Here is a 26,310-nt window from a genome sequence, read left to right as displayed (position 1 = left end):
TGTCTTCCCGGCAACAGCGACAGACTGCACCACCATCGGATCAACGGCCCAGGTACAGCCGTTCACACGGTATCCGGGGTACACCCGAGGTCGGCGCCGAGAACAATTCGATCGCACTGCACCACCGCTGCCGCTTCCAGTCGGCGATCAAATTGCCGACCCCTGCTGCCGCGATGACATACTCGAAAGCAAACCCGGACAGCCGGATTCGTACATGTACGTCAACGCTCTCCCCATGTGCCGCCCCACTCTGGGTGTCCTGTCGACGGGCGCTGCGTTCTTCGTTGGGTATGGTCACGACTATCCGTCCTTCTGCACTCACCGATATCCGGTTGCGCACGGAATGCGTCTCGATATTCCGGTCCGATCCGCCGTGGGGTCCATACCACCCGGACCACATCGGCACCGCTACCCGCCGTGTGCGGGCCTGCCCACAGGGCCGGCGCGACGACCATGGGCCGAGTCACAAGATGGCATATCGGCGACGCCGGGCCGGGGAGCGTCCCATTCAGCGGCACGATGCGGGCAGGTTTCCACTGAGCGGTGCGAATCCTTGCCGCGACCGCCACCTGTATCGATTCTGAGACGATGCCACCGACTTCCCGCTTCGACCATCGCACGCGGCGAACGGACTTCGGCCGATGGTGAGTACCCGGCGCTCCGGTGCACCCCCTGATCGGGCCCCCGGCCTGGCGCCGGATGCCACGGCGCGGGCGGGGACGGGGACCGTGGTGGTGCTCGCCGCCTGTGGGTACCTGATGGCTGATCGGCCGCCTCGCCGATATGTTCGGCAAGAAGCGCCTGATCGTGCTCACGCTGCTGCTCGTGGTGGCCGCGTCGGTGCTCGGCGCGCTCAGTGACGCGCTGCTCCCGCTGGTACTCGCCCGTGCCACCCAGGGATGCGGCCTGGCGCTGGTTCCCGTCGCGATGGCGACCATGCGCGATGTACTGCCTCCGCGGCGAGTACCCGGCGGGGTCGCCACCATGGGCGCCTCGATGGGCATCGGTGCCGCGGCGGGGTTGCCGTTGTCCGGCACGATCGTCACGTTCCTGAATTGGCACTGGATCTTCTGGTCGGTTGCCCTGGCCGGGTCGGTGCTGACGCTGGTCGTCGCGAAGGTCGTCCCTCCTTCACCGCCACACCCTCGGGAAAGGTTCGATCTGTTCGGCGCGGTCGTGCTCGCCGGCGCGCTCACGACCCTGCTGTTACCCCTGTCCAAGGGCGGGCAGTGGGGCTGGACCAGCCGTGCGACGCTGCTCCTCGCCGCGACGAGCGTCCTTCTCTTCGTACTGTGGGTGCCTCTGCAACTTCGATCCCGAGCGCCTCTCGTGGACCTCCGGGCGGCGGCGCGTCCGCCATTGCTGCTGGTGAACCTGTGTGCGCTGCTCATCGGGTTCGCACTGTTCAGCAATATCCTGATCACCGCGCAGCTGTTGCAGCTACCGACCGCGACCGGCTTCGGGGCGGGTCTGAGTGTTCTGGAGGCGGGATTCTGGCTCATGCCCATAGCTCTCGTCGGCATAGCCACGGCGCCGGTCGCTGCGCGCGCCATCGCGCGCTTCGGCCCGCAATCGGTACTTCTGGTGGCGGCGACCGAGCTGTCGATCGCGTTCGCGCTCCGTGTCCCCTTCAGCCGGGAACCGTGGCAGATGCTGATGGGAGCGGTCGTGGTCGGCCTCGGCCTGTCCCTGACGATCGCCGCCGTTCCCACCCTGATCATGACCGTGGTTCCGATCACACGCTCGGCTTCGGCCACCGGCATCAGCGCACTGCTCCAATCGGTGGGTACCTCGACGGCCAGCGCCACCATGGCCGCGGCCGCCGGCATCTGGACCGTCGAGGTCGGTACCCACCGTTATCCCGGATCGACGGCCTTCACTGCGATGTTCTGGATCGCAGCCGGTACCACCGCGGCCGCGGCCGGTCTCACCGCCGTCCTACTGATCATCGGCCGGCGGGCCGGGCGGACCGTCACCAATCCTGCCAGGGGATGATTGTCCGCAGCGGACTGTCGAAGAGTTTCTCCCCGACCGCCGCCCGCGGCGAACCGTCACCTGCGGTGGCCGAGTTCTGCTCCCACTCCACGACCGAGCGAGTCACCTCGGCGGGGTCCTCGTCGAGGTACAGCATCCGGATACGAACCGACCCCGGCGCGTACTCGCGATTCCCGGCACCGAGGGGCAGCGTGGGATGTTTCTGTAAGGAATGCAGAGAGAAGGTCCACGCACCCGCTACTCCGGGCAGGTCGAGCAGGGCGGGAATGCCGACGCGGTCTTCCCACCGGAACTGCTCGTGCACATCGGCGGCATGCGGTTCCACGAAGTGGGTGACAGTGAGATGTAGCCCGCGGTTGGGCCGGAAGGGCAGTGCCTCCGCCGACACCCCGATACGCGGGGCCGCGTATCCCTTGACAGGTGTGAAGAATCCGAGCAGCGGTCGCCTGACCCCGGGCAGCTGCGGGCCCCTGCCCCACTGGAAGGAATCCTCGCCCAGTTTCGTCCACGCCGCGACGCTCTCCGCGTACGGTGAGCGGAACCAGTACATGGCCACATAGTCGATCTCCGCGAGTGCCTGAGACGACGACCTGTCCAGAGCGGTGTACTCGGCCGGACGCGCCCAGCGGTCCCCCCAGGCGACGCCGGGCAGCAGCAGGTTCTCCGGCCGGTGGTCGAGCTGATGCCATTCGTTGTATTCACGATGTACGCCGGGATCGGTGAGATCGATGAAGGAGAAGAACGCGCGTTCCGAGAACATATGGCCTGCCGATCCGATTCGATGAATGATTTCCAGGTGGTGTCGGTCGAACCGCCCCGCCGGCACCGCCGGAGGCACGCACTGTGCCGACCGCCGAATATCCGGACAGCCGATCACGGGTGTACCCGTTCGTCGACGTCGATCATGACGCGAGCACGGGCGGCGCGTCCGAGGGTCTTTCCACTGAACGGGCACCGAAATCTCCGAGTACGCGCTCTCGCGGCGATGAAAACGTCATCCCCCAGGTGGTCGCCCGGTCATTGATCGGCGCGTTTTACGGCGCCTGTACGGCCGGTGCAGCCTGGCCGCCGGACCGGGCGCGGGATCGTGGTCGATCAGCTCCTCGACGGAATCGAGGCTTACCGGCCGTCTCTACGCTCATTCACCGACGGTTTCGTCCCATCTCCCGCTCAACGGAACGCGCTCTGGTCACAGACGGTGACCGATGGCGTAATTCTCTCAGCCCCGCGGAGTGATCACAGAAATCACCCCGCGCGGCAATTCGCCCCATTCATGCGCCGACCGCCCGGTGCGGCCTCTGGACCGCCGCGCCGACACTTCCGACACCGACCGACGGCGCACGATCCGCGGTACTGCCGCTTCACCATGACAAAGGAGTCATTCGTTGAGAATCCGAGACCGCGTGACTTCCTCCGTGGGCGCGGTGGCTGCCGGAATACTGCTGCTCACTTCGTGTGCCGGCTTGACCACCGTGGAACGTCAACCGGCCGGCGAACCCCGCCACGGGGGAACGGTGACGCTGGCCTGGAATACCGAGGCCCAATCCGTGGACCCGGTGACCTGCGCCATCGGTATCGGTGTGGGTCCCTGTCAGGCGATCTACGGCGCCCTGCTCTATTACGACCCCGAAACCCGTTCAGTCGTACCAGGTATGGCGGAATCGTTCACCAGCCAGGACGGGAAGCACTGGACGCTGAAACTCCGCCCCGGCGTCACCTTCACCGATGGCACCCCGTTCGATGCCGCGGCGGTGGCCTTCAATTGGCAACGCGCGCTGGACCCGAGCATGCTCTCCCCCAGCAGGGCCGCGGCGAGAACCATGAGTTGGAGGGTCCTCGACGCTTCGACCTTGGCGGTGACCTCCACAGAGGTCAACCACCAACTTCCCTATCAGCTCACCGAATCGCTCGCGTTCGTCGGTTCTCCCACTGCCATCGAACGCGAGGGCGCGGATTTCGCCAACGCCCCGGTGGGCGCCGGGCCGTTCGTCTTCGCCTCCTGGGCCCGTGGCACCGAGCTGGTTCTCGAACGCAACTCAGGCTACTGGGACAGCCCACGACCGTATCTGGACAGATTCGTCTACAAGACGATCCCCGCCGACGACCAGCGCTACAACGCATTACAAGCCGACGAAGTGCAGCGGCCTTCCCCGGGGACGAGGGCGCCGACTACTTCATGCCGGAGAGGCATCCGCTCTTCGACGAGGCCGCGAAATGGCCCGAGAAGGACGTCGACGGCGCGCAACAGCTCGTCGACCGTTACCGTGCCCGGCACGGCGGTGAGAAGGTCGTCCTGTCGTATATCACCACCGCGGGTAGTCCGATTCTGACCCGGGTGGCCGAAGTCCTGCAGGCACAACTCCAGCAGGCGGACGGCCTCGAGCTCGTCATCGAACCGCGCGACGGTGCCGGCTACGCGAGCGCGCTGGTTTCCGGTGACTACGATCTGATCCTCTCCTCGCTGGGCACCGCGCACCCCGAGAACCTGTACCGCATATTCCATACGAAGGGCTCCGGCAATCCGGCGAAATACTCGAACCCCACCGTGGACCGGGCGCTGGAGCTGACCCACACCTCCAGCGACCCCGCTGTCGTCGACGAGGCCTACCGGACGGCGATCCGGGAACTCGTGGCCACCACCGCCTACCGATATTGGCGGCCCTCCAGGACGAGCTTGCTGCTCCGTCCGGAGGTCTACGGCGTCGAACCGGCGTACCAGTACTGGATGCGCCCGGAATCGGCCTGGATACAGGAGTGAAATTCGATATGAAAAGCTCGGGCGCCTATCCGGCACTACACCGGTGGGCAGAGCGGTGACCCGGCGCGTGTTCGCCGCGTACCTCTCGAAACTGCTCGCCGTACTGGCCCTGGTCAGTATTTCGACCTTCCTGCTCCTGGAGATGATCCCCGGCGATCCGTTGGCAACCCTGCTACCAGAAGGCGCCACGCCGGAGATGCGCGCTGCCGCGGCCGAACGCTTCGGCCTCGACGGCCCCCTGCTGCAGCGGTACTTCGAATGGCTGGGCTCGGCGCTGCAGGGCGACCTCGGTCGATCGATGCAGTCGCAGGTGCCGGTCACCGACGCCATCCTCGAACGACTCCCGGTCACGCTGGAGCTGGCGGGGCTCTCGATAATGGTCGCGCTGGTGATCGCTGTTCCGCTCGGTGTCTGGGCGGGTTACCGTCCGGGCCGCGCAGCGGATCGGGTCACGACATTCTTGTGTTCGGTAACTCTCTCGATTCCCAGCTTCCTGCTCGGAGTCCTGCTCGTCTTCGTGTTCGCGGTATCCCTGCAGGCACTACCGGTACTGGGATGGACGCCGCTGTCCGAGGGTCTCGGGCCGCACCTGAGTGGTCTGATACTGCCCGTCGCGACACTCGCCGCCATCGAGGCCGTCGCCTTCATCCGGTTGCTCCGCAACGATATGGTCGCGACACTGCAGCAGGACTTCGTCCTGTCGGCGCGCGCTCGGGGCATTCCCACCCGCCGAATCCTCTTCGTGCACGCATTACGCCCGTCCGCGTTCTCCCTGCTCACCGTCCTCGGTGTGTCGATGGGCCGGTTGATCGGCGGGACGGTGATCGTCGAATCGATCTTCGCGCTGCCCGGATTGGGGCCGCTCGTGATCACTGCCATCAATTCCCGGGACTATCTGCTCGTACAAGGCATCGTCCTGGTGGTCGCCGTGGCGTATGTCCTGATCAACGCGCTGGTCGACCTCGCCTACCCCGTGCTCGACCCGAGAGTGAGAACGTCATGAGCACAACCACCGACAAACCGGCCGTATCGGGCCATACCACACCGGAATCGCCATCGGACCGGCCGGCTGCGGCCGGTACGCCCGCTCGCCGTGGTCGGCGTCGCAATATCGCTGCCCTCGCCGGAACTGTCTGGCTCATCGCGATCACGCTCGCCGCCGTGGCCGCACCGGTACTCCCGTTACCGGATCCGGCAGAGATCACCGACCGGTACTCGATACCCCCCTTCCAGCAGGCCGCGCACATACTGGGCACCGACCCACTCGGGCGAGATCTCTCGAGCCGGGTAGTCCATGGTGCCCAGATCTCGCTGGGGACCGAGACGGTGATCGCCGATATCCGGCGCGCCGCCGCGGCTGTCTGGCGGCAGGCATCGGGTCACGGGTCCAGTCCCGTGGTGCGACACGCCCTGGACTCCCTGGAAGAGGCCCCTGACCACCTGTTCGACTCGGTGCACCAGGTGCGGATGCCACGATGGAGCAAGGGTCGGGTCGTGCTGGTGGGGGATGCGGCGTGGTGCATGAACCTCTACTCGGGCATGGGTGCCACGTCCTCGCTTCGCGGGGGCGCCGCGCTGGACAGCCTGGGAAACCGGCCTGCGTCCGTTCATCACCAAGCACCAGCGCACCGCGCGGCTCAAACAGCAGATGTTCGTCCCCTCCAGCCGTCGGGCCGAGGCGCTGCGGTCGGTCCTCCTCGCTCTGCTCCGCAGAATCCGCGGCCGTCGGCCGGTGGCGGAGGCGGGCGGTCCGCGGACCCGGGCGCTGTCCGGCACGTCGCGGTGAGAACGATGGGTATCGTTCAGCCACCCAGGGCTTCCGCCTGCGGCCACCGCGGGTCGTACGCGGCCCAGCCGGGGTCGCCGTGGGTCGCGAAGGCGACCCAGGCGCCGTGCACGCGGGCCGCTAGCCCGGCGGGCGCCGGGTCGGGACCGAGCAGACCGGCGTCGCCGTGCAGCCACGGTTCATCGGCGATATCGAACACGAAGGGCAGCTCGACCGTGTGGGTGGCGCCCAGCCGGCCGTCCAAAGCCGTCGAGCGGTAGCCGAACGAGTACACGTGGGTGCGGCCACCGGACAGCCGGGCGTGGGCCTCGGTCATCCGAGCGGTGCCGGCCCCGAAGAGGCCTTCGCCCAACACCGCGGAGCGCAACTCGCCCGGCGTCGCCCCCGGCCGGGCCGCCCGATGAGCCGCGACCACGGCGGCGGGGTCCGCGCCGACCGTCGCCGCGACTGCGAGCACATCGTCGCCCGTGGACGACTCCAGCTTGCCCTGCGGTGCCAGGTAGAGATGGCCCTCCTCGGTGTTGGTGCCGATGAGCAGGCCGACCTCTCCGGCCGGCCCCTCCGCCAGGGCGTCGGCCGGCTGCACGGGCAGGACCAGGGAGAACGGGCTCAGCTCGACGAGTGGGTCTGTAGCCGTCGCGGTCCGCAGGTCGATCCCCGCGAGATCCGGCAAGATCTCGAGAAACCTCTCGTCCGGGATCTCGGCGAAGGCCTCCGCTGTGGGCGGCACGCCCAGCGCCCGGGCAGCCGCCGCGGTGACCCGCTGCGCCTGCTCGGGGGTGAAGGCGCCGGTGCCGCTGCCGCTCTGGATGATCGCGCGCCGGAACAGCCCCTTGGCTTCCGGCGTCGCCAGCAGGGCTCCGGTGATGGTCGCACCAGCGGACTGGCCGAACAGTGTGACGTTCGCGGGATCGCCACCGAACGCAGCTATCGTGTCCCGCACCCAGCCGAGCGCGGCGAGGACGTCGAGCAGCCCGCGGTTGGCGGGGGCACCGTCCAGGTCGAGGAAGCCGGGGATGCCGACGCGGTAGTTCACCGTCACCAGCACTACCCCGTCGCGGGCGAACGCCCGGCCGTCGTAGAGCGCGGCGCGGGTGGAACCGGTGACGAACCCGCCGCCATGCACGAAGACCATGACCGGCCGCTTCCCACCGTCCGCGCCGGGCGTGCGGACGTCGACAGTCAGGTATTCCTCGCCACGCACCCAGCCCGGACCGAAGTAGGGGATCATATCGAGCCGCCCGAAGTCCCGGGCCGGCTGCGGCGCGGTCGGCGACGGTGCGGTGGCGTCCCGGACACCGGACCAGCCCGGGTGGGACGCCGGTGACGCGAACCGGCCGGCGCCCCTGGGTGCCGCCGCATACGGGACGGCGCGGTAGAGCTCGCCGAAGCGGTCACGAACACCACGCACGGCGCCCGCCGGGGTCTCTACGATCGGATTTGCCTGCTGGGGCACGGGAAATGCTTCCTCTCTCGGGTTACTGCGGGGCAGGGGCCGGCCCCACCGGGCTCAGGCGATGCGGGAGAAGCCCGCCCACTCCTTGATGGCGAACTTCGACCCGTCGCGCTCGACCTCGGCGCCGCCCTGGCCGCCGAGGTGCGCGGGAAAGACCAGCGCGTTGTCCTCGGCCGCGCGGCCGAGGAGCTTGTGGCGGGTCACCCGGGCTCCGGCCGGGTCTTCGCAGAAGCAGGAGTTGGTCTCCGGCTCCACCAGCTGTAACGGGGTGTGCACCAGATCGCCGACGAACAGCGCGCGGTCGCTGCCCGATTCCAAGGTCAGCACGGACGACCCGGGGGTGTGGCCGGGCGCGAGATCCAGCCGGAGGTTCCGGTCGATCCGGTACGAGCCGTCCCACAGATGGATCAGCCCGGCCTCGTGCACCGGAGCGACGCTGTCCTCGAAGACGTTCTGGTTGCCGCGCCCCAGCAGCGGTTCGTGGTTGTTGGCCGGGTTCCAGAAGTCGAAGTCCTGCCGCGTGATCAGGTACGTCGCGTTCGGGAAGGTCGGCACCCAGGTCCGGCCGTCGAGGTAGGTGTTCCAGCCCACGTGGTCGATGTGCAGGTGGGTGTTGATGACGACGTCGACATCTTCGGGCCGGACACCGGCGGCGGCGAGGTTGTCCAGGAAGTTCGTGTCCAGCCGGTTCCAGACGGGCGCGTAAGGTCGGTCCTTGTGGTTGCCGACCCCGGTGTCGACGAGGATGGTGCGGCCTTCGCTGCGCAGCAGCCAGGTCTGGATGGCCGAGAGGCATTCGCCGCTGCCGGTGTCCAGGAAGTCCGGCGCGAGCCAGCTCCGGTGCTCGTCCCAGGCGCCGTCGGGGCTGTCGGGGAAGAAGTCCGCGGGGCCCATCTCGACGGAGCCGTAGTACTCCTTGACTCGGGTGACGGTCACGTCACCCAGCTCGATCTGATCCATGATCACTCCTCGTGAATCGGGGGCGGCTGCCCTGGCCAGGTCGAGCCTGATCGTGTCCGTGCGCGGCAGCCAGCCCCGCCTTGTCCTACCCCCGGCAGGGTGTGGCTGGGCGGAGCCGTAGGCGTGGATAGTGGAGTGATGGACGGACCAAGCCCGCTCGGCGATTTCCTGCAGGCACGGCGGGCCAGGCTGCGCCCGGAAGACGTGGGGCTGCACGATCTCGGGCCACGCCGACGGGTGGCGGGGCTGCGCCGGGAGGAGCTGGCGCAGCTGGCAGGGGTCAGCGTGTCCTACTACACCCGGCTCGAACAGGGTCTGTCCCGTGGCGCGTCGGCGGAGGTGCTCGCGGCGATCGCCGGCGCCCTGCTGCTCGACGACCATGAGCGGGACCACCTGGAACGCCTCGCCGGGGCCTCCCGCCGGGTACCGCAGGCGCGAAGGCCCCGCCCCGAGAAGCTCGCCGACGAGACGCGGGACCTGCTGCGCTCCTTCGACGGCGTCCCGGCGCTCGTCCTGGGTCGGCGCACGGATGTGCTGGCGTGGAACCCGCTCGGCCACGCCCTGCTCGCCGGCCACGTCGACCCACTGAGCCCGGAGGATCCCGCGCGCCGGCCGAACATGAGCCGGATGCTGTTCCTGGACCCGCACTGCCGAGAGCTGTACGGGGACTGGCGGCGCAAGGTGCGCGCGGTCGTGGGCAGTCTGCGGATCGCCGTCGGCCGTCATCCGGAGGACCGGCTGCTCGCCGAGCTGATCGGCGAGCTGACGATGAAGAGCCCGGAGTTCGTGGCGTTGTGGGGTGATCACCGGGTGACGCCGTGCGACGCCGCCACCTACGAGCTGCGCCATCCTGTCGTCGGCACGGTGACGGTCACCCAGCAGACCCTCGTCCTCGCGCGTTCGCCGGGGCAGTCCGTCGTGGTGTGCACGACGCCCTCCGGGTCACCGTCGGAGGCGGCCATGGCCCTACTGCGGCAGGCGAGTGCGGTGGAGCGGTCCGGCCGGCGCGGTGGATTGACCCTGCCCGACCGCTCCACCGCCGCCCGGTGACCTCGTAGCCCCGGGCCCCACCGCACCGGCCTTGCGGCAGCTCCACGACCTCCTCGACACCCTTTCCCGAGTGTTTCGACGCCGCCGAGGCCGCGCTCCATCGGTACTGGCCGGGAACACCTGAGCGGACGTCGCACAGCTCGCGGGAACGGGTCGATGCCGCCGCCGACATCAAAGGTTGGCCTGCCGATTAGCCGCTACTCGGTGAGGAATGGTTGAGCGGGCCCTACCCGCTACTCACTGGTGCGGTCGCCCTCACGGAATCTATTGTGGCCGTGGAAAAGAGCGGCAGCCCTGTCGACGGCTTCACCTCCACGACGCACGCCCTGCGGTGCGAGCTTTGGGGTTACGTTGCCCGCCGGACCTTCACACAAACGGGACCCATTTATCCATACCTGCATCGAGTGTAATCAGAAGCTGCTTTCCGTCACCGAGGCCTGTGGCGAAGTACTTTCCGGTCTGCTGCGTTGTGGGGCATAAGCCTCGCCCTTGGCAGCAGGGCAGCCTGGTATGGGCGATGGAACTACTCGAGAATGGCCTGCGGGTGAACCGACAGATGTCCAGTCCGTTCGTTGCCGCATTGGTTCTCGAAGTGCTGTGCTGGGTACATGCGACCAGGGCGAAGCCGAGCGCGCAGCAGTATTGATGGGAGCCGCGGAACAACTGCAGCGGTCCATGGGCAACCCAGCGAGCATTTTCCCTACCTCCCGCCATCACGACGAATGCCTGCTGCTGACGAGATCCAGCGCGCTGTTGAAGAGCTGGGTTCGAATCGGCAGGGTTTCCTTTACGGTTCTGCTTTGATCTTTCTCGGATTGACGCGCGAACTCTCCGGCGATCTGAGGGGGGGCGAAGGCCGGCGTCCAACTGGCCTCCATCCCCCCAATCCCGGCAGGAGCCGAGCGCCGTTCGTCGTCGTCGACTTGATCGCCCCGCGTGGACGGAGGGCGGAACGGCCACGGACCCCTGTACCGCCACCGGTCGATAACTTCGATAGCACTCAGACAGCCCGGACCCGTAGTGCCCGGGGCCCTTTCGGTACTACGGTGACATCGAACTCGACGATTCGGCCGGCCGACAGCCGGCCCCCGCACCCTATGAGGTCCTCCGCTTCCACTAGGTAATCAGGTCCGCCGTCGAGGGCATCGATGAATCCGAACTCGCGCGCCTCGTCATACCACTTCACCATTCCTTTGACCACAACGAACCTCCCGTTCGACAAGCTGGAAAGGACTTCGTCACGGTCCATCTGCCGGATCGGTCTCCCCGATCGGTTCCAACTCGAAGGCACAGTTCGTCCGGTTCGGCGTATGACTCGGACGCGCGTCACGGGGCCTGATGCCCTTGTCAGCTGGTTGTCGTGTTGGGCAGAACGCGGTCGAGTTGGCTGCGCGAGGTGATATCGAGCTTGGTGAAGACCTTGCGCAGGTGGTACTGGACGGTGCGAGCACTGATGAACAGGCGGGTACCGATCTCCGGATTCGATAATCCATCGCGGGCCATCCGGGCGATCTGGGCCTCCTGGGCGGTCAACTCCGCGTGCTCGACCGGAAGCGAGGACCTACGGGCGGTGCCACCGGCGACTCGCAGTTCGCGGTGAGCGCGCTCGGCGAACGCGGCGATACCCATCGCCTCGAGCATGCCGTGGGCTGTGCGCAGTTGCTCGCGTGCGTCGCCGCGACGACGTTCTCGGCGCAGCCATTCTCCGTACACGAGATGGGCGCGAGCGAGATCGACGCGGAGCCGGGTCTTGCCGAAGTGGGCGATTGCCTCGCGGTAGAGGCGCTCGGCTGTTTCGCCCTCGCTCAGCAGTGCCCGCGACCGAGTCTGTGCACCCAGCGCCCAGGCGGTGCCGCTGGCATCGGCCATTTCACTGAGCCGGCCACACGCCCGGCTCGCGGTATCGGTCATGCCGCAGCGTGCCGCGGCCTCGATCAGCTCTACCAGAGACCAGCACAGTGAAGCGAGATCCGTGTCATCAGCGGTTGCGTGCCGGGCCGCGGCCACAGCCTTGTCGTAGCGGCCGAGGCCATTGTTGAGCGCGGCGTTCGCCCATCCGGCGAAGGTGATCCCGATTCCCTCTCCTCGCCTGGTCACGTCTCTCATGGTGGCATCGATCAGCTCGGATGCCCCGGTCTCGTCGCCGCGCAGCGCGGCCAAACCCATGGCACCGTAGGACGCCAGGCCGCTCCCCGTCGCTTCGGTGACTGCCTCCAGTTCGTCGACCAGGGACGCGGCAGCGGTCAGGGCGCCGGTGAACAACAGCAGGTAGGCGCGTGCGGTGAGGGCGAGTGGAAGCTCGCTGAGCGCGCCGACCTCGCGTGCGAGCCGCACGTACCGGGCCGAGAGCGCGTCCCAGCGATCGTCGTCCCAGAGTCGCATGGCCGTGATGCACGCCGGATACAGCCGGCGCAGCTCCTCTTCGGCAGACATGTCCGCACCGAACCGGGCCAGGGCCCGGCGCAGGACCGGGACTCCTGCCGCGTATCCCGTGTTCAGGCCTGCTGCCGTGCCGTCGAGAAGGAGGTCGGCAGAGCGGGGCGCGTGTGACGGCCGGGGTGCCGCGCCTGCCGCGGCTGCCACGTCGAGGACTGTGCCGCCCGGGGCGGCCAGGGAGCCTGCGAATATCGCGGCAACCAGGGCGTCCAGGTAGGTTGCGCGAGAAAGATCCGCGTCGATGGGTTCGAGCCGCGTGGCGGCCTTCAGCAGCAGTGAGGGGGCATCACCGCCCCGGCTGGTGATAAAGGCGAGCTGGGCGCGCACGACGTCGACGTTCGCCTGCTGCAAGGTGTTGAGCTTTCCGGATTCGGCCATTGTCAACAGGTCCCGGGCCGCGTCGAGGGCGCCCGCCTGAGTTGTGGCCTGCGCGGCCGCCAGCGCCCGTCCGGCCCGTTTCTCCGGGTCGAGCGTCAGCGTGGCCGCTCGTTCCAGGAATGCGGCTGCCGCGGCCAGGCCGCCGCGTGCTCGGGCTCGCCCTGCGGAGTGCTCGAGCTCGACGGCGATGTACTCATCGGGGCCGGGGGCTGCTTGGGCCCGGTGCCAGGCACGCCGGTCGGGATCGAGTTGCTGATCGGTGGCTTCGGCCAGGGCCCGATGGACCCGCTGTCTGTCGTGAGCCGACGCCGATCGGTAGGCCGCCGAGCGTGCCAGCGGATGTCGGAACCGCACCCGGGTGCCGAACTCGGCCAGGCCGGCGTCGTCCGCGGATGCCATCGCATCGGCGCCGAGCCCATACCGGGCGGCTGCTCGCCACACCAGGGCGGGGTCGCCGGACGGGTCGGCCGCCGCGATCTGCAGCAGCAGCCGGGTCTGTTCGGGAAGGGTCCCGATTTGCCGAACGAACTTCTCTTCGATGCTGCCCGAGAGTGCGACCAGGCTGGGAAACCCGAATCCGCCGGCCAGCTCCGACGGGGTCAACCCCCGTGGCAGCTCCAGTAAAGCCAGCGGGTTGCCCCGTGTCTCGAAGACGATCTGGTCCCGTACACGCACATCGATCGGCCCGGTCAACACCGCATCGAGCAGTGCCCGAGCGTCCGCATCGCCCAGCCCCCCGACCGGCAACTCCGGCACTCCCACCAGGTCGCGGCTCACGCTGCGGGTCGCGAAGACCAGGCCGATCGATTCTGTGCCCAGACGGCGCGCGACGAATGCAAGGACCTGCGCCGAGGCGCGGTCGAGCCACTGCAGATCATCGATCAGACATATCAGCGGTCGCCGTTCCGCAATCTCGGACAGCAACCCGAGCACCGCCAAGCCGACCAGGAACCGGTCCGGTGCCGGCCCGGTACTCATTCCGAACGCGGTCCTCAGCGCGTCACGCTGCGGCACCGGGAGATGCTGGAGCCGGTCGAGGTGGGGTGCGCACAGCTGATGCAACCCCGCGAACGCGAGCTCGATCTCCGATTCGACTCCCGCGGCGCGCACGACACGACAGCCCAGCGCCTGCACGGCCACATACTCCAGCAGGGCCGTCTTGCCCACTCCTGGTTCGCCATGGACCAGCAACGCGCGGCTTTCGCCGGCTCGGACGGCCCCGATCAGCCGGTCTAGCACCCCGCATTCGCCACGGCGGCCCGTCAGCTCCGCCGCACGTCGCCATTCCGGCAGATCCGCGGACACACCCACAACGCCACGTTATCCTTTCCGGCCGGCGAACCGGCGCCGATGACCGGCCATCGGCGGATGCGCCCGCTGCCTCGAGAGCCGCATGCTCGGACCGAGACATTCACAACGGCGTGGGACCGATCGAGAACGGAGCCGAGGATGACGACAATTCATCACCGTTATGCGACCGTTCGCGGACAACGGCTGTTCTACCGTGACGCCGGGCCGTCCGATGCGCCCACCGTGGTACTGCTGCACGGCTTTCCCACCAGCTCGTTCATGTTCCGCAACCTCATCCCACTGCTGGCCGACCGGTATCACATCATCGCCCCGGACCACCTGGGCTTCGGCCTGTCCGACGCACCGCCCACGGACGAATTCGACTACACGTTCGATGCCCTGGCAGACCTGACCGCGGGCCTGCTGGCTCAGCTCGGGATCAGCCGATTCGCCCTATACGTCCACGACTACGGCGCACCTGTGGGATGGCGACTCGCCTTGGCGGACCCCGCCGCGGTCACAGCGATCATCAGCCAGAGCGGTAATGGCTATGAGGTGGGGCTCGCACCGGAGTTCTGGAAGCCGATACGGGCGTACTGGCAGGACCAGAGCCCGCAGGGCGAGGCGGCGGTCCGCCAAGCACTGACCCTGGACGTCACCCGGTGGCAATATCTACACGGCGTTCCGGATGAGAGCCTGGTCAGCCCCGACACCTGGTATCACGATTTCGCCCTGCTGTCCCGGCCCGGCAACGACCTGGTGCAGTTGCGGCTGTTCGCCGACTACGCCGGCAACCTCCCGCTGTACCCGAAGCTGCACGCCTACCTAAGTGACAGTCGGGTGCCGCTGCTGGCCGTATGGGGCCGCAATGACGAGATCTTCCGGCCCGAGGGCGCGCTCGCTTTCGCCGACGACTCGCCGGGCGCCGAGATCTGTCTGCTCGACGGCGGCCACTTCCTGCTCGAAAGCCATCTCGACGCGGCCGCGGGCTGCCTCCGCGGATTCCTCGGAAGGGCACTGCCGTGACCGGTCCCACCTGACATCACCGGCCCGCAATACCGGGGGTCGAGCCGAAAGGAACGAAACGATGGGACTCTCCTGGCAGCAAGGCCCCCTCGCTCCCGCAGCGGTCGGCCGGTTCCTCGTGCCCGACCCGCTGCCGGACAGGATGCTGTTCGCCGAACCACTGCGTCGACGCATGCGGGTCCGGTTCGGCGACATATGGATCGCCGACAGCGAAGATGTCGTACTGTTGCACGAGCCCGGCCGTTACCCGGTCGCCTACTTCCCGCTCCACGACACCACCGCCGACGCGCTGCAACCGGGCGAGCACACCACCACACACCACGATCTCGGGCCGACGTCCTGGTACACCGTCCGCGCCGGAACGCGGAGCACACAGCGCGCGGCGTGGCAGCACACCGACCTACCCGATTATGCCGGAGACCTTTCGGGCCGGGTCGCCTTCGCGTGGCGGGCGATGGATTCCTTCTACGAGGAGGATGAGCGGATCGTCGGCCATGCCGCTGACAGCTACCACCGCATCGACATCCGCCACACCAGCCGCCACCTGGTCGTCCGCAGCGATGACCAGGTCGTGGCCGAGAGCACCCGCGCGCTGGCCCTGTACGAGTCCGGGTTCGCGCCCCGCTGGTACGTACCGCGGACCGATATCGACGAATCTGCGCTGACCTCGGTCGAGGGCCGGACCTTCTGCCCGTACAAAGGCGTGGCCGACTACTACGACATCGCCGGCGCCCACCGCGCAGCATGGTCGTACGAGAACGCCTGGACCGAAGTGCGGCGCATCTCCGGGATGGTGTCGTTCGAACCGGACAAGGTCGAGGTGCACCTCGACGGCACCCGACTGCGGCCGGAACCCGGCCAGACCGTGATCTCGCACGGCGTGGACCGCAACCTCACGCCCGACGAACCGATCGCCGCCCGGCAGCCCTGACCAGGCCCGGCGAGACCGCAACCACAGGAAAAGGAGCAGACCGATGCCATCATTGCTGTCGGTGAACGTCGGGATGCCGATGAATGTCTCCTGGCAGGGCAGGACCGTGTACACCGGCGCGTGGAAGTATCCCGTGCCCGGCGCTGTGATGGCCCGCCGGCTCAACATCGACGGCGACGGCCAGGGCGACACCGAGGGCCACGGCGGCGAACAACGGGCGGTGCTGGTGTACCAGATCCAGTCCATCCGACATTGGCAGCATCACTTCGGACGCGAAGACCTCGGCTGCGGACAGTTCGGGGAGAACCTCACCGTCGACGGCCCGCCCGACGACGAGGTCTGCATCGGCGACCGGTATCGCATCGGCGAGGCCGAGTTCGAAGTCACCCAGCCACGGGTCACCTGCTATCGCGTCGGCCTGCGCCTGGGCGAACCCGAACTGCCCGCGCTGCTGGTCGGCCACCACCGTCCCGGCTTCTACATGCGAGTCATCCGTGAGGGATACATTCGGGCAGGCGACCGCATCGTCCGGACGAGGGCCGGGCCCGGCGCGCTGAGCGTGGCCGACACCGACGCACTGCTCTACCTCCCCGACCGTGACCCTGCCAAACTGCGCCTCGCTCTGGACATCCCCGCGCTGAGCCCGGGGTGGCAGGGCTCCTTCCGTGACCTGCTCACGGCTGCCGAGACTACGGACGCTGCCACCGGCCCGGCCTGGAACGGTTTCCGCGCCCTACGGGTGACCGAGGTCGTCCCCGAGAGCACAACGGTTACCTCGATCCACCTGGCCACCCCCGACGGAACCCGGCTCCCGGCTGCCCGCGCGGGCCAGTACCTGACGCTGCGGATCCCCGACCGCATACCCACGAACATGTGTTCTACAGCGCGACGACCACCGAGGACGCTGGCTGCGTCCAGGCTGTCTCCGGGCGCCTCACACAGGACAAGCTGATCTCGCTGTCCATTCCGCCCTCCGGGGCCGCCTACATCTGCGGCCCGGCCTCCTTCATGGCGGATATACGGCATGCCCTCACTGTCGCCGGCCTCGACCCGGCCCATATCCACACCGAGCTGTTCGAGTCCCTGCCTTCGATCAACCCGGGTCTCACAAGCCGGGCCTTCCTACCTCCCCACCAGCCCGCGGGACCGCCCGGCACCGGTCCGCTCGTGACCTTCGCCCGCAGCAGCATTTCGGTGCCCTTCCCCGAGAGCGCGCGCAGCCTGCTCGAACTCGCCGACGCCTGCGACGTCCCCGCCCGCTGGAGCTGCCGCAGCGGCGTATGCCACACCTGCACCACTGCCCTCTTGTCCGGCGCTGTCACCTACAGCCCCGAACCGCTGGAACCGCCACCCGATGGCGAACTGCTCATCTGCTGCGCCCGGCCCGACACCGACACCGTTCTCGACATGTGAAGCTCTCGACGCCATGACCACACCAGCAGCTTCGCCGAATTCGGTGCCCCGAGGACACCAACCCGAGTTCTCCACAACGCCACCGGGGGTATCGGCGACCACACACGGCCCGTGATCAGCACCGATCGTAATGCGAGGAAACAATGACCGAAACACATGAGAGCCAGGCGAACACCACCTACGACGTAGTCGTATTGGGTGCCGGTCCGGTCGGCCAGAACGTCACCGACCGCGCCCGCGCCGCGGGCCTCACCGTAGCCGTCGTGGAACGCGAACTCGTCGGCGGCGAATGCTCCTACTGGGCCTGCGTCCCCAGCAAAGCACTGCTACGGCCGGTGATCGCGGTAGCCGACGCCCGCCGTGCGGACGGCGCACAGCAGGCCGTCACCGGCCCGCTGGATACTGCCCGGGTCTTCGCCCGCCGCGATCACTACGTCACCGACTGGGACGACGCCGGTCAAGCCCAGTGGGTCAAGTCCATCGGCGCCGACCTCTTCCGCGGACACGGCCGCCTCAACGGTCCCCGCCAGGTCACCGTCGCCGGTGACGACGGCACCGGCTACACCCTGATCGCCCGACATGCGGTGGCCGTCGCCACCGGCAGCCGCCCCGTCGTCCCCGACCTTCCAGGAATCCGACAGGTCCGGCCCTGGACCAATCGTCACGGCACCGACTCCAGCACCGTGCCCCGCCGGCTCGCCATAGTCGGCGGTGGCGGAGTCGGCGCCGAGATGGCCACCCTCTGGCAGGGTCTCGGCGCACAGGTAACCCTGCTCGCCCGACGCCTCCTGCCGCGTATGGAACCCTTCGCGGGCGAGCTGCTCGCCGACAGCCTCACCCGGTCGGGCGCCGACGTGCGGATCGGCCGACAGGTGATCTCCCTACGCCGCCCAGGCCCCGCAGGACCCGTCACCCTCACCCTCGACGACAGCAGCGAGGTCGAGGCCGACGAGGTCATGTTCGCCACCGGCCGCGCCCCCGCTACAGATGACATCGGTCTGGAAACCATCGGCCTCGCTCCCGGCTCCTGGCTGGATGTGGACACCACCTGCCTGGTCCGCGGCGTCGACGACGAGTGGCTGTATGCCCTTGGGGATGTCAACCACCGCGCCCTGCTCACTCACCAGGGCAAGTACCAGGCCCGGACCGCGGGCGACGCCATCGGCGCCCGCGCCGCCGACCTCCCGCTGGACGACGCGCCTTGGGGTGACCATGCCACCACAGCCGACCAGCGTGCCGTCCCCCAGGTCTTTTTCACCGACCCCGAGGCCGCCGCGGTGGGCTTGACAACCCAACAGGCAACCCGGGCCGGCCACCGCATCAAGACCGTCGACATCGACTTCAACGCCGCCCAAGGCGCCAACCTCTACGCCGACGATTATCGGGGACACGCTCGGATGGTCATCGACCTCGACCGGGAGATCGTGCTCGGGATGACCTTCGTCGGCCCGGGGGTGAGCGAGCTCCTGCACTCCGCGACCGTCGCTGTCGCAGGGCAGGTCCCGCTCGCCCGCCTCCGGCACGCGATTGCCTGCTTCCCGACCGTCAGCGAGGTATGGCTCTTCCTCCTCAATGCCTATCGAAGCGACTGACCTGGACGGAGCTCCGGCTCGATCGTCTCGGACAAATCGCTCTCATAAGCCCATCGAACGTGGCGTCTGTGATCCAATCCACACGGTGCGTCCGCAGAACTCCGCCGCAGACCGTTATGCCTGAGCGCTCTGGTGCGGGCGGGCCCCGGTCGAATGCCGGGCTATCCCATTACCGGGGCTCAGGAGATTCTGGAATATCGGCCGGCCCGATACGGCGAATCGAGGGCCACAGCTCCGCCCACGATGTCTTCAGGTCCCGGCAGAGGAACATCGGGGTGCCGTTCTCCTGATTCTCGATGCCGTGATCGTTGTGCACCGCGGCGACCTCGGTGAGCCGGCCGCAAGCCTGCTCGGCCCACGCCGGGACTATCGAGGGTGCATCGGTGCCCATGACGACGACCGTTGTATACCGCTCGGGAGGTGGCCCCCACCAGCCATACGCCTGATGCCCGCTGTAGACAGGCGGAAATCGGGTGTTCTGGGCGGAGAAGTCGGGACCGAACTGCGCTATCGCCCCGGCCTGACCGTAATTATCCGCCACCACAACAGTTTCGGTGCGCACCTCGACCGGCAGTCGATCGACGACCTCGGCGACCGTGCGGCCCATCTCCGGCCAGCCGATCTGTTCACCGATTTCCCCGTTCACACCGACCACTGGGGTATCCGCAAGCACCGATACCGGCAGTATCGGCAGCGAGAACACCGCTGTGATCGCGGCCGAAACGGCAACCAGCAGGCTCACCGCCAGTGTGCGTAGTTGTCGACCACCGTCGGTAACCCACTGAGAGGCGGCGACACCGGCCGCGGCCAGCAATGGCGGGTAGGCGTCGACCAGATAGTGCTGCTGGCCGCTGGTGACCAGAAGTAGTCCGAGCAGAGCGAGGAACGCGACACCGAAACAGCGCACCCCGGGTCGTTTCAGCAGCCACCAGAGGCCGGCGATCCACACCGGCAGCAGTAGCGGGCCGACGATCACGAGCTGGTAGGCCACCAGTTCCCAGCGGCTGTTATCGGCACTGATCTCGGTTGCCATCTGCCACTGCGGCCATCCGTTGTGGGCCTGCCAGGCAACCGTCGGTACCGCGATCACTGCTGCCAGCCCCACCCCGACCGGCAACCACCGGCCGCGTAGTACCTTCCGCGGACCCATCGCGAAAACAGCACCGAGCACAATCACGGCGTACACGGCGAGGAATACCCGGTTGAGCAGACCGAGCCCGAGCACAATTCCGGCGACCGCCCACAAGCGCCGATCACCGGTGCGCACCAGACGCGCGACGAGGAACACGAGGGTGGTGGCGAACGCGATATCGAGCGTCGCCGTCGACAGGATATGGCCGGAGGCCAACACCAGCACCGAGCTCGCCGCGATCGCGGCGGCGAAGATCTGCGCGCGGCGGTCCCCGCCGAATTCCCTGGCGATGAGACCGATCAACACGATCGTGATCACTGCCGCCAGGGCCGCGGGAATACGCAGTGCCATAAGTGAATCCGGCGCGAGCTCGTCGGCGAGCCGGGCCAGCAAGGGACTCAGCGGTGGATGATCCGGATAACCCCACGCCAGATGCCGGCCGGACTCGCGGATGTAGAACTCGTCGCGATGAAAGCCGTACCGTTCGGAGCACACCATCAGCATCCCGAGAACCGCGCCCGCGAGCACCATCAGCGGCCAGAACTCGCCACAGGCAGTACAAAAGCGGCGACGCGGGACCATGTCCGACTCGCTGATGTCACTCACCCCACGATTGTCGAGCCGCGTTGTCTCAGCCCGTTCGGACCGCCTCCGCTGATCACAACCTCGACGGTCATCACAGTCTTTTCTCCTTCTGTTCATACCGCGACATGGTCAGCCGCGGTAGTACTCGCCAAGGGCGGTGAAGGCGGCCTTGGGTTCCCAGGGCAGGCCGGGATAGGTGTCTCCGCCGCGGTTCTCCAGAACTTTGACGATGCCGAGGCCGGCCAGATCGAGGTCGTCCCGGGGGTCGCCGTCGGGGCGGTGCGGGAAGTTGTCGAGCGCGAAGAGAAACACGAAGGCGCTGTCGACGCCCGCGTCGTCGAATACCTGCAGCAGCTCGCGCAGGTAGCTCGCCTGCCCGGGCTCGTCACGGACGTACTCACCGGTCAGTCGGAGCGGCGCACCTCCCATGCTGTACTCGACCACTTCCAGAACGCGACCACCCCGCCGGCCGGCGTCGCGGTAGGCGGCGGTGCCGAACTCCGTGATCGCGACCGGCTTTCCCTGCGCGACGAGTGCGGCCACGCCTGCGGCGAATTGATCGGCGACCTCGGCCGAACGGTAGAGATCCACGCCGATGATGTCGAAATGGTCCCAGTCGACGCGCTCGAGCGGGATAGCGGCGTATGTGACTTTGCCGCCGAATCGTTCGCGGACGAAACTCACAGCGGCGGCGAGGAAGTCGTTCACCCGTGTGCTGAGCTCGCCGACCCGTTCGGCCATGCCATCCCGCGTGCTCAGCAACTCGAGACGGTCCTGCTGTGTGTCGCCCGGTAGGAATCCCTTGTTCATCAAACTCAACTCGGCGCCGGTGACGAATACGACCTCGGCGCCCCGCTGCCGCAGCCGTTCCGCCCGCTCGGCGCAGTCGGCGAACAGCGACAGCATCTCCGCGGCGGTCAGCTCGAGCGGGTAGGGCGAGAACCAGACCTCCAGGCCGAGGTCGGCGGCGAAGGTGGCGGCCCGTTCCAGCCGCTCGGGATCACCGCCGATGACGCGGACCGCGGTGCAGTGCAGATCGTCTCTGATAATGCGCAGCTCACGCTCGACCTCGACCGGGTCGAAGCGCACGCGGGAGAGTTCGCCGTTGCTGACGAAGCCGGTGTCGTAGCTGATGCCTTTGCCTCTCATCGGCCTGGTTCCTGTCGTTCGGGGGTGAGGACGCCAGACTAGAAGTAAAAATGCGTGCACGCAATTTTGCGTGCACGCAGTGAACGTGGGATCCTGAGACGGTGACGACACGACGGACAGGTTTGCGTGAGCAGAAGAAGCAGGCCACCCGGGAGGCGCTGCGCACGGCGGCACTTCGACTGGCTCTCGAACGCGGACCGGATAATGTGCGCGTCGACGACATCGCAGCGGCCGCCGGCGTCTCACCCAGGACCTACAACAATTACTTCTCCAGTCGCGAAGAGGCGATCGTCGCCGCTGTCACCTCCGAACGGGAAAGACGGGTCGCGGCGGCAGTGGCCGAGCGGCCCACCGACCGCCTCGCCGATGTCGTCATCGACGCGATCGTGGATCAGTACACCGCCCAAGGCGAATCCGATCGCGACGCGCTACTGCTGATCACCACCCACCCCGCACTGCGCACCGCATTCGTTCATACCCCCAGCGCGATCGAACATCCCCTCGCCGACGCCATCACCGAACGCATCGGCGACACCGACCCACATACCGCCCGCGTGCTCGCGGCCAGCGTGGCCGCCGCGGTTCGCGTAGCCCTCCAACAATGGTTACAGCCCGCCCAGACTCCCCCGGCGATCAGCGGACTCGTCGTGCCGTCCGGCGCATTACCGGATCTACTCCGCTCCGCACTCGCACCACTGGTCCCCGCACTCGATGCCGCCGAAAAACGGCCATACCGCCGACATCAGTGAACTCCGAAACCATGGCTGCGCCCACGCTCCGACCTGCACCGGCACCAGCACCGGCACGATGACAGAGGGCCCGATTACGGTGGCAGGGTGGTCGCCATCCGCACCCCCGCTCAGCTGCCCTTCGACGATCTCATAAACCTCGCGTGCCAGTAGTCTTCGCGTAGCCGCTTCAGACCATCGACAATGGCACCACACCGGAACTGGTCACGGCCGCCCGCCAAGCCGAACCAACCCGCCCCCCGCCGACCCCGAAAACCCTGCAAGGCATAGTGGAACCTATTCTGCCGCGCCAGAGCTGTCGCCCGCCATGGTGACGGGAACTGTCGCGGACGTCGTGATGTGTTGGTGCTCAGATGTTCAGGACGGACGCCCTGGATCTATCAACGATCCGAACCGGGCGCAGTCGGAACAATGCCTGCGCCCACCGATTCAACTCGGTCCTTCCCCTGCCCGGTGGTCGACCTGGTCTTCAATAGCCGGCTTCGAGAGCAAGCCCAAAGACCACGGCCGGCACACCGCAAGAGCTGCAATCGCAAGGCTCGCACTCGCCGTGAACACCGCCTTGTCCGCCACGACCGCAGACACGGCGCCGGCAACGGCAAGCTCTACCGCACCCCCGGAGTGAACCTGCAAGACGCATGCCTGGCCCGAGCGAACCCGCGCGGGGCCTACCTGCACCGTGCCGACCTGACACGCACCGACCTGACCGGCGCCGACATCAGCACCACCACCGTCGAACACACCGCGCTCATCGGCGCCACCCGCACCGGCGCGAAACTGCTCGACCTGACCGACCTCGAAGAAGCGACCTGGTCGGAGGCCACCCGCTGTGTTCGGGCCGGCAGCCCCATCGAGAAGCCGGTGGCCGTCTTCAGCTCCACGGGCAGGCTGCCGATCTCGACCGAGCCGCCACCGGCGCTATAGTCCGCCAGTCGGCCCCGCGGCAATACCGTTGCTTGACATCGCGAGTGGCAGAACCCAATACAACGGCATTGGGCAGGACGCGGGTAAAGGATGGCATCGGATGACCGGGCCGGCGATGTTGAGCGAGTTGGGAATGGAGCCTGAACCCGTGTGTCGATAGCGTATAGGGCCTGAACTACGAGAGGACACCATGCACGCTCCTGCCTTTGCTTCTATCCTCGCTACCGGCGTCGTCGGTAGCGCGCTGCTGTTTCAAGCCGCGCCGGTCTCAGCCGAGTCGCACACCGGTATGCCGACGCTGTCTGCACAGTTCGATGGCGGCCTGTGCGCGACGACCATCAACGCCAAGGCCAACATCTTCGATGACAGCAACCAGGTCTCCATCGGCTACCAGACCAACGACGTCGCTGGCACCGGCAGCGCCGGATGCGGGTCGTCGCTGGTCGCGGTCGTCAACTGGCGCAATCTGAACAGCGGTGGGGTTGGTAGCGTATCCCGGCACATGTTCCACAACGAGACCAACTCGATATCCTTCGCCCCCGGCCCCGGACGGATCGCGATCGAGCTCACCACGCTCAGTACCCATTTCCCCGACGCTTCCCGTCTCGAGGTCGTCATGCACGGCTGATCGCTGACGGTTGGGACTATGGGGCAGGGCCGTGGCGCGGCCGTGCTGCGCGAACTCGACGATACGAGTCGCCGCCCACGAGCTGGGCTGATCAGCCGCCCTCGCCGGGTGCATCGGGGTCGCGCAACCGCCGGAGGTCACCGCCGAAGTCGGGCAGGTGGAAGGCGTAGTGGCCGTCGATGCCGATATGGGTGCGTATGAATGCCGACAGCCGCTGCGCGTCCTCATCGCGCACCGGCTAGCCCTGCGCGCGTAACTGTTCCAGAGCGCGGTTGGTGTAGAACGTATGCCATAAAACCGTGCAGTTGAGCACCAGCCCCAGCGCGGAGAGCTGATCTTCCATGCCCTCGTAATAGGTGCGGGCATCTCTCCTTTCTTCCCGTGGTAGATCCGCCACCCCAGGTCGTGGCGGCCCTCGGTGAGGTTGGCCTGGGCCTTGCCTTCGCGACGGTACGATTCGTCGTCGCGGCGAACATCGCTTTCGGCCCGTCGCCGGTCACCCATACTGTCTGCAATTTCTGATCGCCCTGATCCGACCAGATCCACGGTGCCGCCGGCTGGTGGCATTGTCCGCCGACTCGCACCGATAGCGCCGGCCCGTGGGCGAGACCCGGGTGGTGCAATCCCCCCAGCCAGCGTCCAGCCGTCGGTGGCAAGACAGCGCTCGTCCACCACCACCCCACCGTCGCATAGCAGATCGAGGGGAGCTGCCAGTTCGGTACGGGGCGCGGCTCCGATTCCGATCAGCACCGTCGCCGCCGCTATCTCACGTCCGTCGTCGAGCCGGACCCCGCGGATCTCGTCGTCGGTCTGCTCACACGGCGGACATGACTTCGGCGGCGAACCAGTGCAGATAGTCCAGGTACTCCTGCTCCGAACCCACGTTTCGCGGCGGTTCGGCGACCGCTCGGGTGATCCCGACCTTTCGATAACGACCGGAGTACGCGTCGACCAACTCGTCCCGGTACCGGCTCAATTGCGCTGCCGTCGCGCCGGCGAAACCATCACCGAGAGTGACTCCGGCCGACGATTTCAGTCAATCTACACCGCGGCGACCGAGGACGCGGCCAGCGAACGGTTCCTCGAGTTCTCCGAGGCCCGGGGCGGCAAGTATCCCGCGATCGTGCAGCTCTGGTCCGATGCGTAGGCCGAGTTCGTGCCGTTTCTGGCCTTCGACGTCGAGATCCGCAAGGTCATCTGCTCGACGAACGCGATCGAGTCGGTCAACGCCGGCATCCGCAAAGCCATCCGGGCCCAGGGGCATTTCCCCAACGAGACCGCCGCCCTGAAATGCGCAACATGGCATTGATGAGCCTCGACCCAACCGGCAAGGGCCGCAAACGATGGACCATGCGCTGGAAGGCCCCGCTGAACGCCTTCCAGATCGCCTTCGAAGGCCGCATGACCCCACCAACTGACAGTCAACGACAACCAAGATCAGCCGCCAACTGAACCCACTCTCCTCGGCCGCCGCCGAAACCTACGATTAGCCAACGTATTTCAGCTGCGAACCCCTAGTTGCTGATTCGCTGTTCAGCGCCGTGAGTTGTTGTTACCGTGGGCGAGTGGTGCGGGCTGGACGACCGAAGGCTGGGTTTGTTCTGTCGGGTGTGGAGCGTGAGCGGCTTGTGCAGTGGGCGTAGAGGGATTTCGGCTGGCTGGACGGGCGCGGATCGTGCTGGCGTGTGCGGAGCCGGAGGCTGTGAGCACACGGGTCGCCGCAGATCTGGGGGTGAATGCGGTAACCGTGGGCAAAGGGCGGCGGCGTTTCGTCGAGTCGTGGTTGGACGGGCTGATCGATAATCCTCTCGGTCGGGGCGGTCAAAGGCCGAGCTGGTGTTGACCGAAGCAGAACACGAGACGTTGCGGCGATGGACGCGACGACCGAAAACTGGCCACTCACCCACGCTTCCACCTGCGCTTCACTGAGGGCCCCGGCTCCCCCCGGACAGTGACTTCGGCTTGCCCACCAAATCGGCATCCACCGCCGAGGTCTTCGCATCCTTACCCCTGCCCATCGCAGCAGTATCAGCCAATCCGGCTGCCACCACATCAGATGCCACAGTGCTGCT

General features: G+C 67.4%; 21 protein-coding genes and 3 pseudogenes. 14 read left to right on the top strand and 10 right to left on the bottom strand.

Features of this window, described 5'->3' with window-relative positions:
* Positions 1–762: 762 nt before the first annotated feature.
* On the top strand, positions 763–1,995 hold the full coding sequence (locus tag NGR01S_RS11180; protein WP_307718771.1) for an MFS transporter: 1,233 nt from the start codon (positions 763–765) through the stop codon (positions 1,993–1,995).
* Here the strand turns inward: NGR01S_RS11180 and NGR01S_RS11175 are convergent.
* Entirely contained in the window at positions 1,973–2,755 is a 783-nt protein-coding gene (locus NGR01S_RS11175; RefSeq protein WP_063036328.1) for a hypothetical protein, read from the bottom strand. The genes NGR01S_RS11180 and NGR01S_RS11175 overlap by 23 nt on opposite strands.
* 892 nt (positions 2,756–3,647) lie before the next feature.
* Between NGR01S_RS11175 and NGR01S_RS33170 the strand changes: the two are divergent.
* From NGR01S_RS33170 to NGR01S_RS31935, 4 genes and pseudogenes are all read left to right on the top strand, one after another.
* Positions 3,648–4,076 (top strand): annotated as a pseudogene (locus NGR01S_RS33170) (ABC transporter substrate-binding protein); the annotation flags it as partial.
* A gap of 95 nt (positions 4,077–4,171) precedes the next feature.
* Positions 4,172–4,753 (top strand): ABC transporter substrate-binding protein, encoded by a 582-nt coding sequence (locus tag NGR01S_RS32440; protein WP_373861408.1) that lies wholly within the window; start codon positions 4,172–4,174, stop codon positions 4,751–4,753.
* Positions 4,754–4,796: 43 nt separating this feature from the next.
* Positions 4,797–5,756, top strand: a complete 960-nt coding sequence (locus NGR01S_RS11165) for an ABC transporter permease (protein ID WP_245664525.1) — start codon at positions 4,797–4,799, stop codon at positions 5,754–5,756.
* Positions 5,757–6,296: 540 nt separating this feature from the next.
* Positions 6,297–6,539 (top strand): hypothetical protein, encoded by a 243-nt coding sequence (locus tag NGR01S_RS31935; protein WP_063036103.1) that lies wholly within the window; start codon positions 6,297–6,299, stop codon positions 6,537–6,539.
* Between the two features lie 16 nt (positions 6,540–6,555).
* Here NGR01S_RS31935 and NGR01S_RS11150 read toward each other — a convergent pair whose 3' ends face one another.
* The gene (locus NGR01S_RS11150) at positions 6,556–7,995 is read right to left on the bottom strand and encodes a carboxylesterase/lipase family protein (RefSeq protein WP_063036102.1); all 1,440 of its coding nucleotides are present in this window, start codon (positions 7,993–7,995) and stop codon (positions 6,556–6,558) included.
* A 54-nt stretch (positions 7,996–8,049) separates the two neighbouring features.
* Positions 8,050–8,955: an MBL fold metallo-hydrolase gene (locus tag NGR01S_RS11145; protein ID WP_063036327.1), complete on the bottom strand. Its 906-nt coding sequence runs from the start codon at positions 8,953–8,955 to the stop codon at positions 8,050–8,052.
* 138 nt (positions 8,956–9,093) lie between these two features.
* Between NGR01S_RS11145 and NGR01S_RS11140 the strand changes: the two genes are divergently transcribed.
* A complete protein-coding gene (locus NGR01S_RS11140; RefSeq protein WP_063036101.1) occupies positions 9,094–10,005 on the top strand; it encodes a helix-turn-helix domain-containing protein in 912 nt (303 codons plus the stop codon).
* Positions 10,006–11,005: 1,000 nt separating this feature from the next.
* On the opposite strand, the gene NGR01S_RS11135 is transcribed toward NGR01S_RS11140, so the two are convergent.
* Both NGR01S_RS11135 and NGR01S_RS11130 read right to left on the bottom strand, forming a co-directional pair.
* Positions 11,006–11,254, bottom strand: a complete 249-nt coding sequence (locus NGR01S_RS11135; RefSeq protein WP_063036100.1) for a cold-shock protein — start codon at positions 11,252–11,254, stop codon at positions 11,006–11,008.
* Between the two features lie 98 nt (positions 11,255–11,352).
* Entirely contained in the window at positions 11,353–14,124 is a 2,772-nt protein-coding gene (locus NGR01S_RS11130) for a helix-turn-helix transcriptional regulator (protein ID WP_373861412.1), read from the bottom strand.
* A gap of 144 nt (positions 14,125–14,268) precedes the next feature.
* On the opposite strand from NGR01S_RS11130, the gene NGR01S_RS11125 reads away from it, so the two are divergent.
* The 4 genes and pseudogenes from NGR01S_RS11125 (at position 14,269) to NGR01S_RS11110 (ending at position 19,071) form a co-directional block, all read left to right on the top strand.
* Entirely contained in the window at positions 14,269–15,135 is an 867-nt protein-coding gene (locus NGR01S_RS11125) for an alpha/beta fold hydrolase (protein WP_063036099.1), read from the top strand.
* 61 nt (positions 15,136–15,196) lie between these two features.
* Positions 15,197–16,066: a DUF427 domain-containing protein gene (locus tag NGR01S_RS11120; protein ID WP_063036098.1), complete on the top strand. Its 870-nt coding sequence runs from the start codon at positions 15,197–15,199 to the stop codon at positions 16,064–16,066.
* A gap of 43 nt (positions 16,067–16,109) precedes the next feature.
* Positions 16,110–17,479 (top strand): annotated as a pseudogene (locus NGR01S_RS11115) (MOSC domain-containing protein).
* A gap of 143 nt (positions 17,480–17,622) precedes the next feature.
* Positions 17,623–19,071 carry a dihydrolipoyl dehydrogenase family protein gene (locus NGR01S_RS11110; RefSeq protein ID WP_063036097.1) on the top strand — a complete coding sequence of 483 codons (1,449 nt, stop codon included), beginning with the start codon at positions 17,623–17,625 and terminating at the stop codon, positions 19,069–19,071.
* Positions 19,072–19,240: 169 nt separating this feature from the next.
* On the opposite strand, the gene NGR01S_RS11105 is transcribed toward NGR01S_RS11110, so the two are convergent.
* Together NGR01S_RS11105 and NGR01S_RS11100 are read right to left on the bottom strand one after the other, a co-directional pair.
* Entirely contained in the window at positions 19,241–20,809 is a 1,569-nt protein-coding gene (locus NGR01S_RS11105; protein ID WP_169811894.1) for an ArnT family glycosyltransferase, read from the bottom strand.
* Positions 20,810–20,917: 108 nt separating this feature from the next.
* Entirely contained in the window at positions 20,918–22,048 is a 1,131-nt protein-coding gene (locus NGR01S_RS11100) for a glycoside hydrolase family 113 protein (protein WP_245664523.1), read from the bottom strand.
* On the opposite strand from NGR01S_RS11100, the gene NGR01S_RS11095 reads away from it, so the two are divergent.
* The 3 genes from NGR01S_RS11095 (at position 22,039) to NGR01S_RS11085 (ending at position 24,238) form a co-directional block, all read left to right on the top strand.
* Positions 22,039–22,686: a TetR/AcrR family transcriptional regulator gene (locus NGR01S_RS11095; RefSeq protein WP_063036094.1), complete on the top strand. Its 648-nt coding sequence runs from the start codon at positions 22,039–22,041 to the stop codon at positions 22,684–22,686. The genes NGR01S_RS11100 and NGR01S_RS11095 overlap by 10 nt on opposite strands.
* A gap of 453 nt (positions 22,687–23,139) precedes the next feature.
* Positions 23,140–23,610 (top strand): pentapeptide repeat-containing protein, encoded by a 471-nt coding sequence (locus NGR01S_RS30150; RefSeq protein WP_218020756.1) that lies wholly within the window; start codon positions 23,140–23,142, stop codon positions 23,608–23,610.
* 190 nt (positions 23,611–23,800) lie between these two features.
* Positions 23,801–24,238: a hypothetical protein gene (locus NGR01S_RS11085; protein WP_157107205.1), complete on the top strand. Its 438-nt coding sequence runs from the start codon at positions 23,801–23,803 to the stop codon at positions 24,236–24,238.
* A gap of 91 nt (positions 24,239–24,329) precedes the next feature.
* Here the strand turns inward: NGR01S_RS11085 and NGR01S_RS32435 are convergent, their stop codons facing one another.
* The 3 genes from NGR01S_RS32435 to NGR01S_RS31485 form a co-directional block, all read right to left on the bottom strand.
* Complete coding sequence (locus tag NGR01S_RS32435; protein WP_245664522.1) at positions 24,330–24,473, bottom strand: hypothetical protein; 144 nt, start codon at positions 24,471–24,473, stop codon at positions 24,330–24,332.
* Positions 24,474–24,476: 3 nt separating this feature from the next.
* Complete coding sequence (locus tag NGR01S_RS32430; protein ID WP_245664521.1) at positions 24,477–24,635, bottom strand: Tn3 family transposase; 159 nt, start codon at positions 24,633–24,635, stop codon at positions 24,477–24,479.
* A 417-nt stretch (positions 24,636–25,052) separates the two neighbouring features.
* Entirely contained in the window at positions 25,053–25,214 is a 162-nt protein-coding gene (locus NGR01S_RS31485; protein WP_169811888.1) for a hypothetical protein, read from the bottom strand.
* Positions 25,215–25,277: 63 nt separating this feature from the next.
* Here NGR01S_RS31485 and NGR01S_RS30140 point away from each other — a divergent pair.
* Positions 25,278–25,690, top strand: a pseudogene (locus NGR01S_RS30140) (transposase); the annotation flags it as partial.
* Positions 25,691–26,310 lie beyond the last annotated feature (620 nt).

Origin of the sequence: Nocardia grenadensis NBRC 108939 (assembly GCF_001613445.1) — a bacterium.
Classification (GTDB): Bacteria; Actinomycetota; Actinomycetes; order Mycobacteriales; family Mycobacteriaceae; genus Nocardia; species Nocardia grenadensis.
Note: the sequence above shows the minus strand (reverse complement) of the source record. Positions and strands in the feature narration are given on the sequence as shown.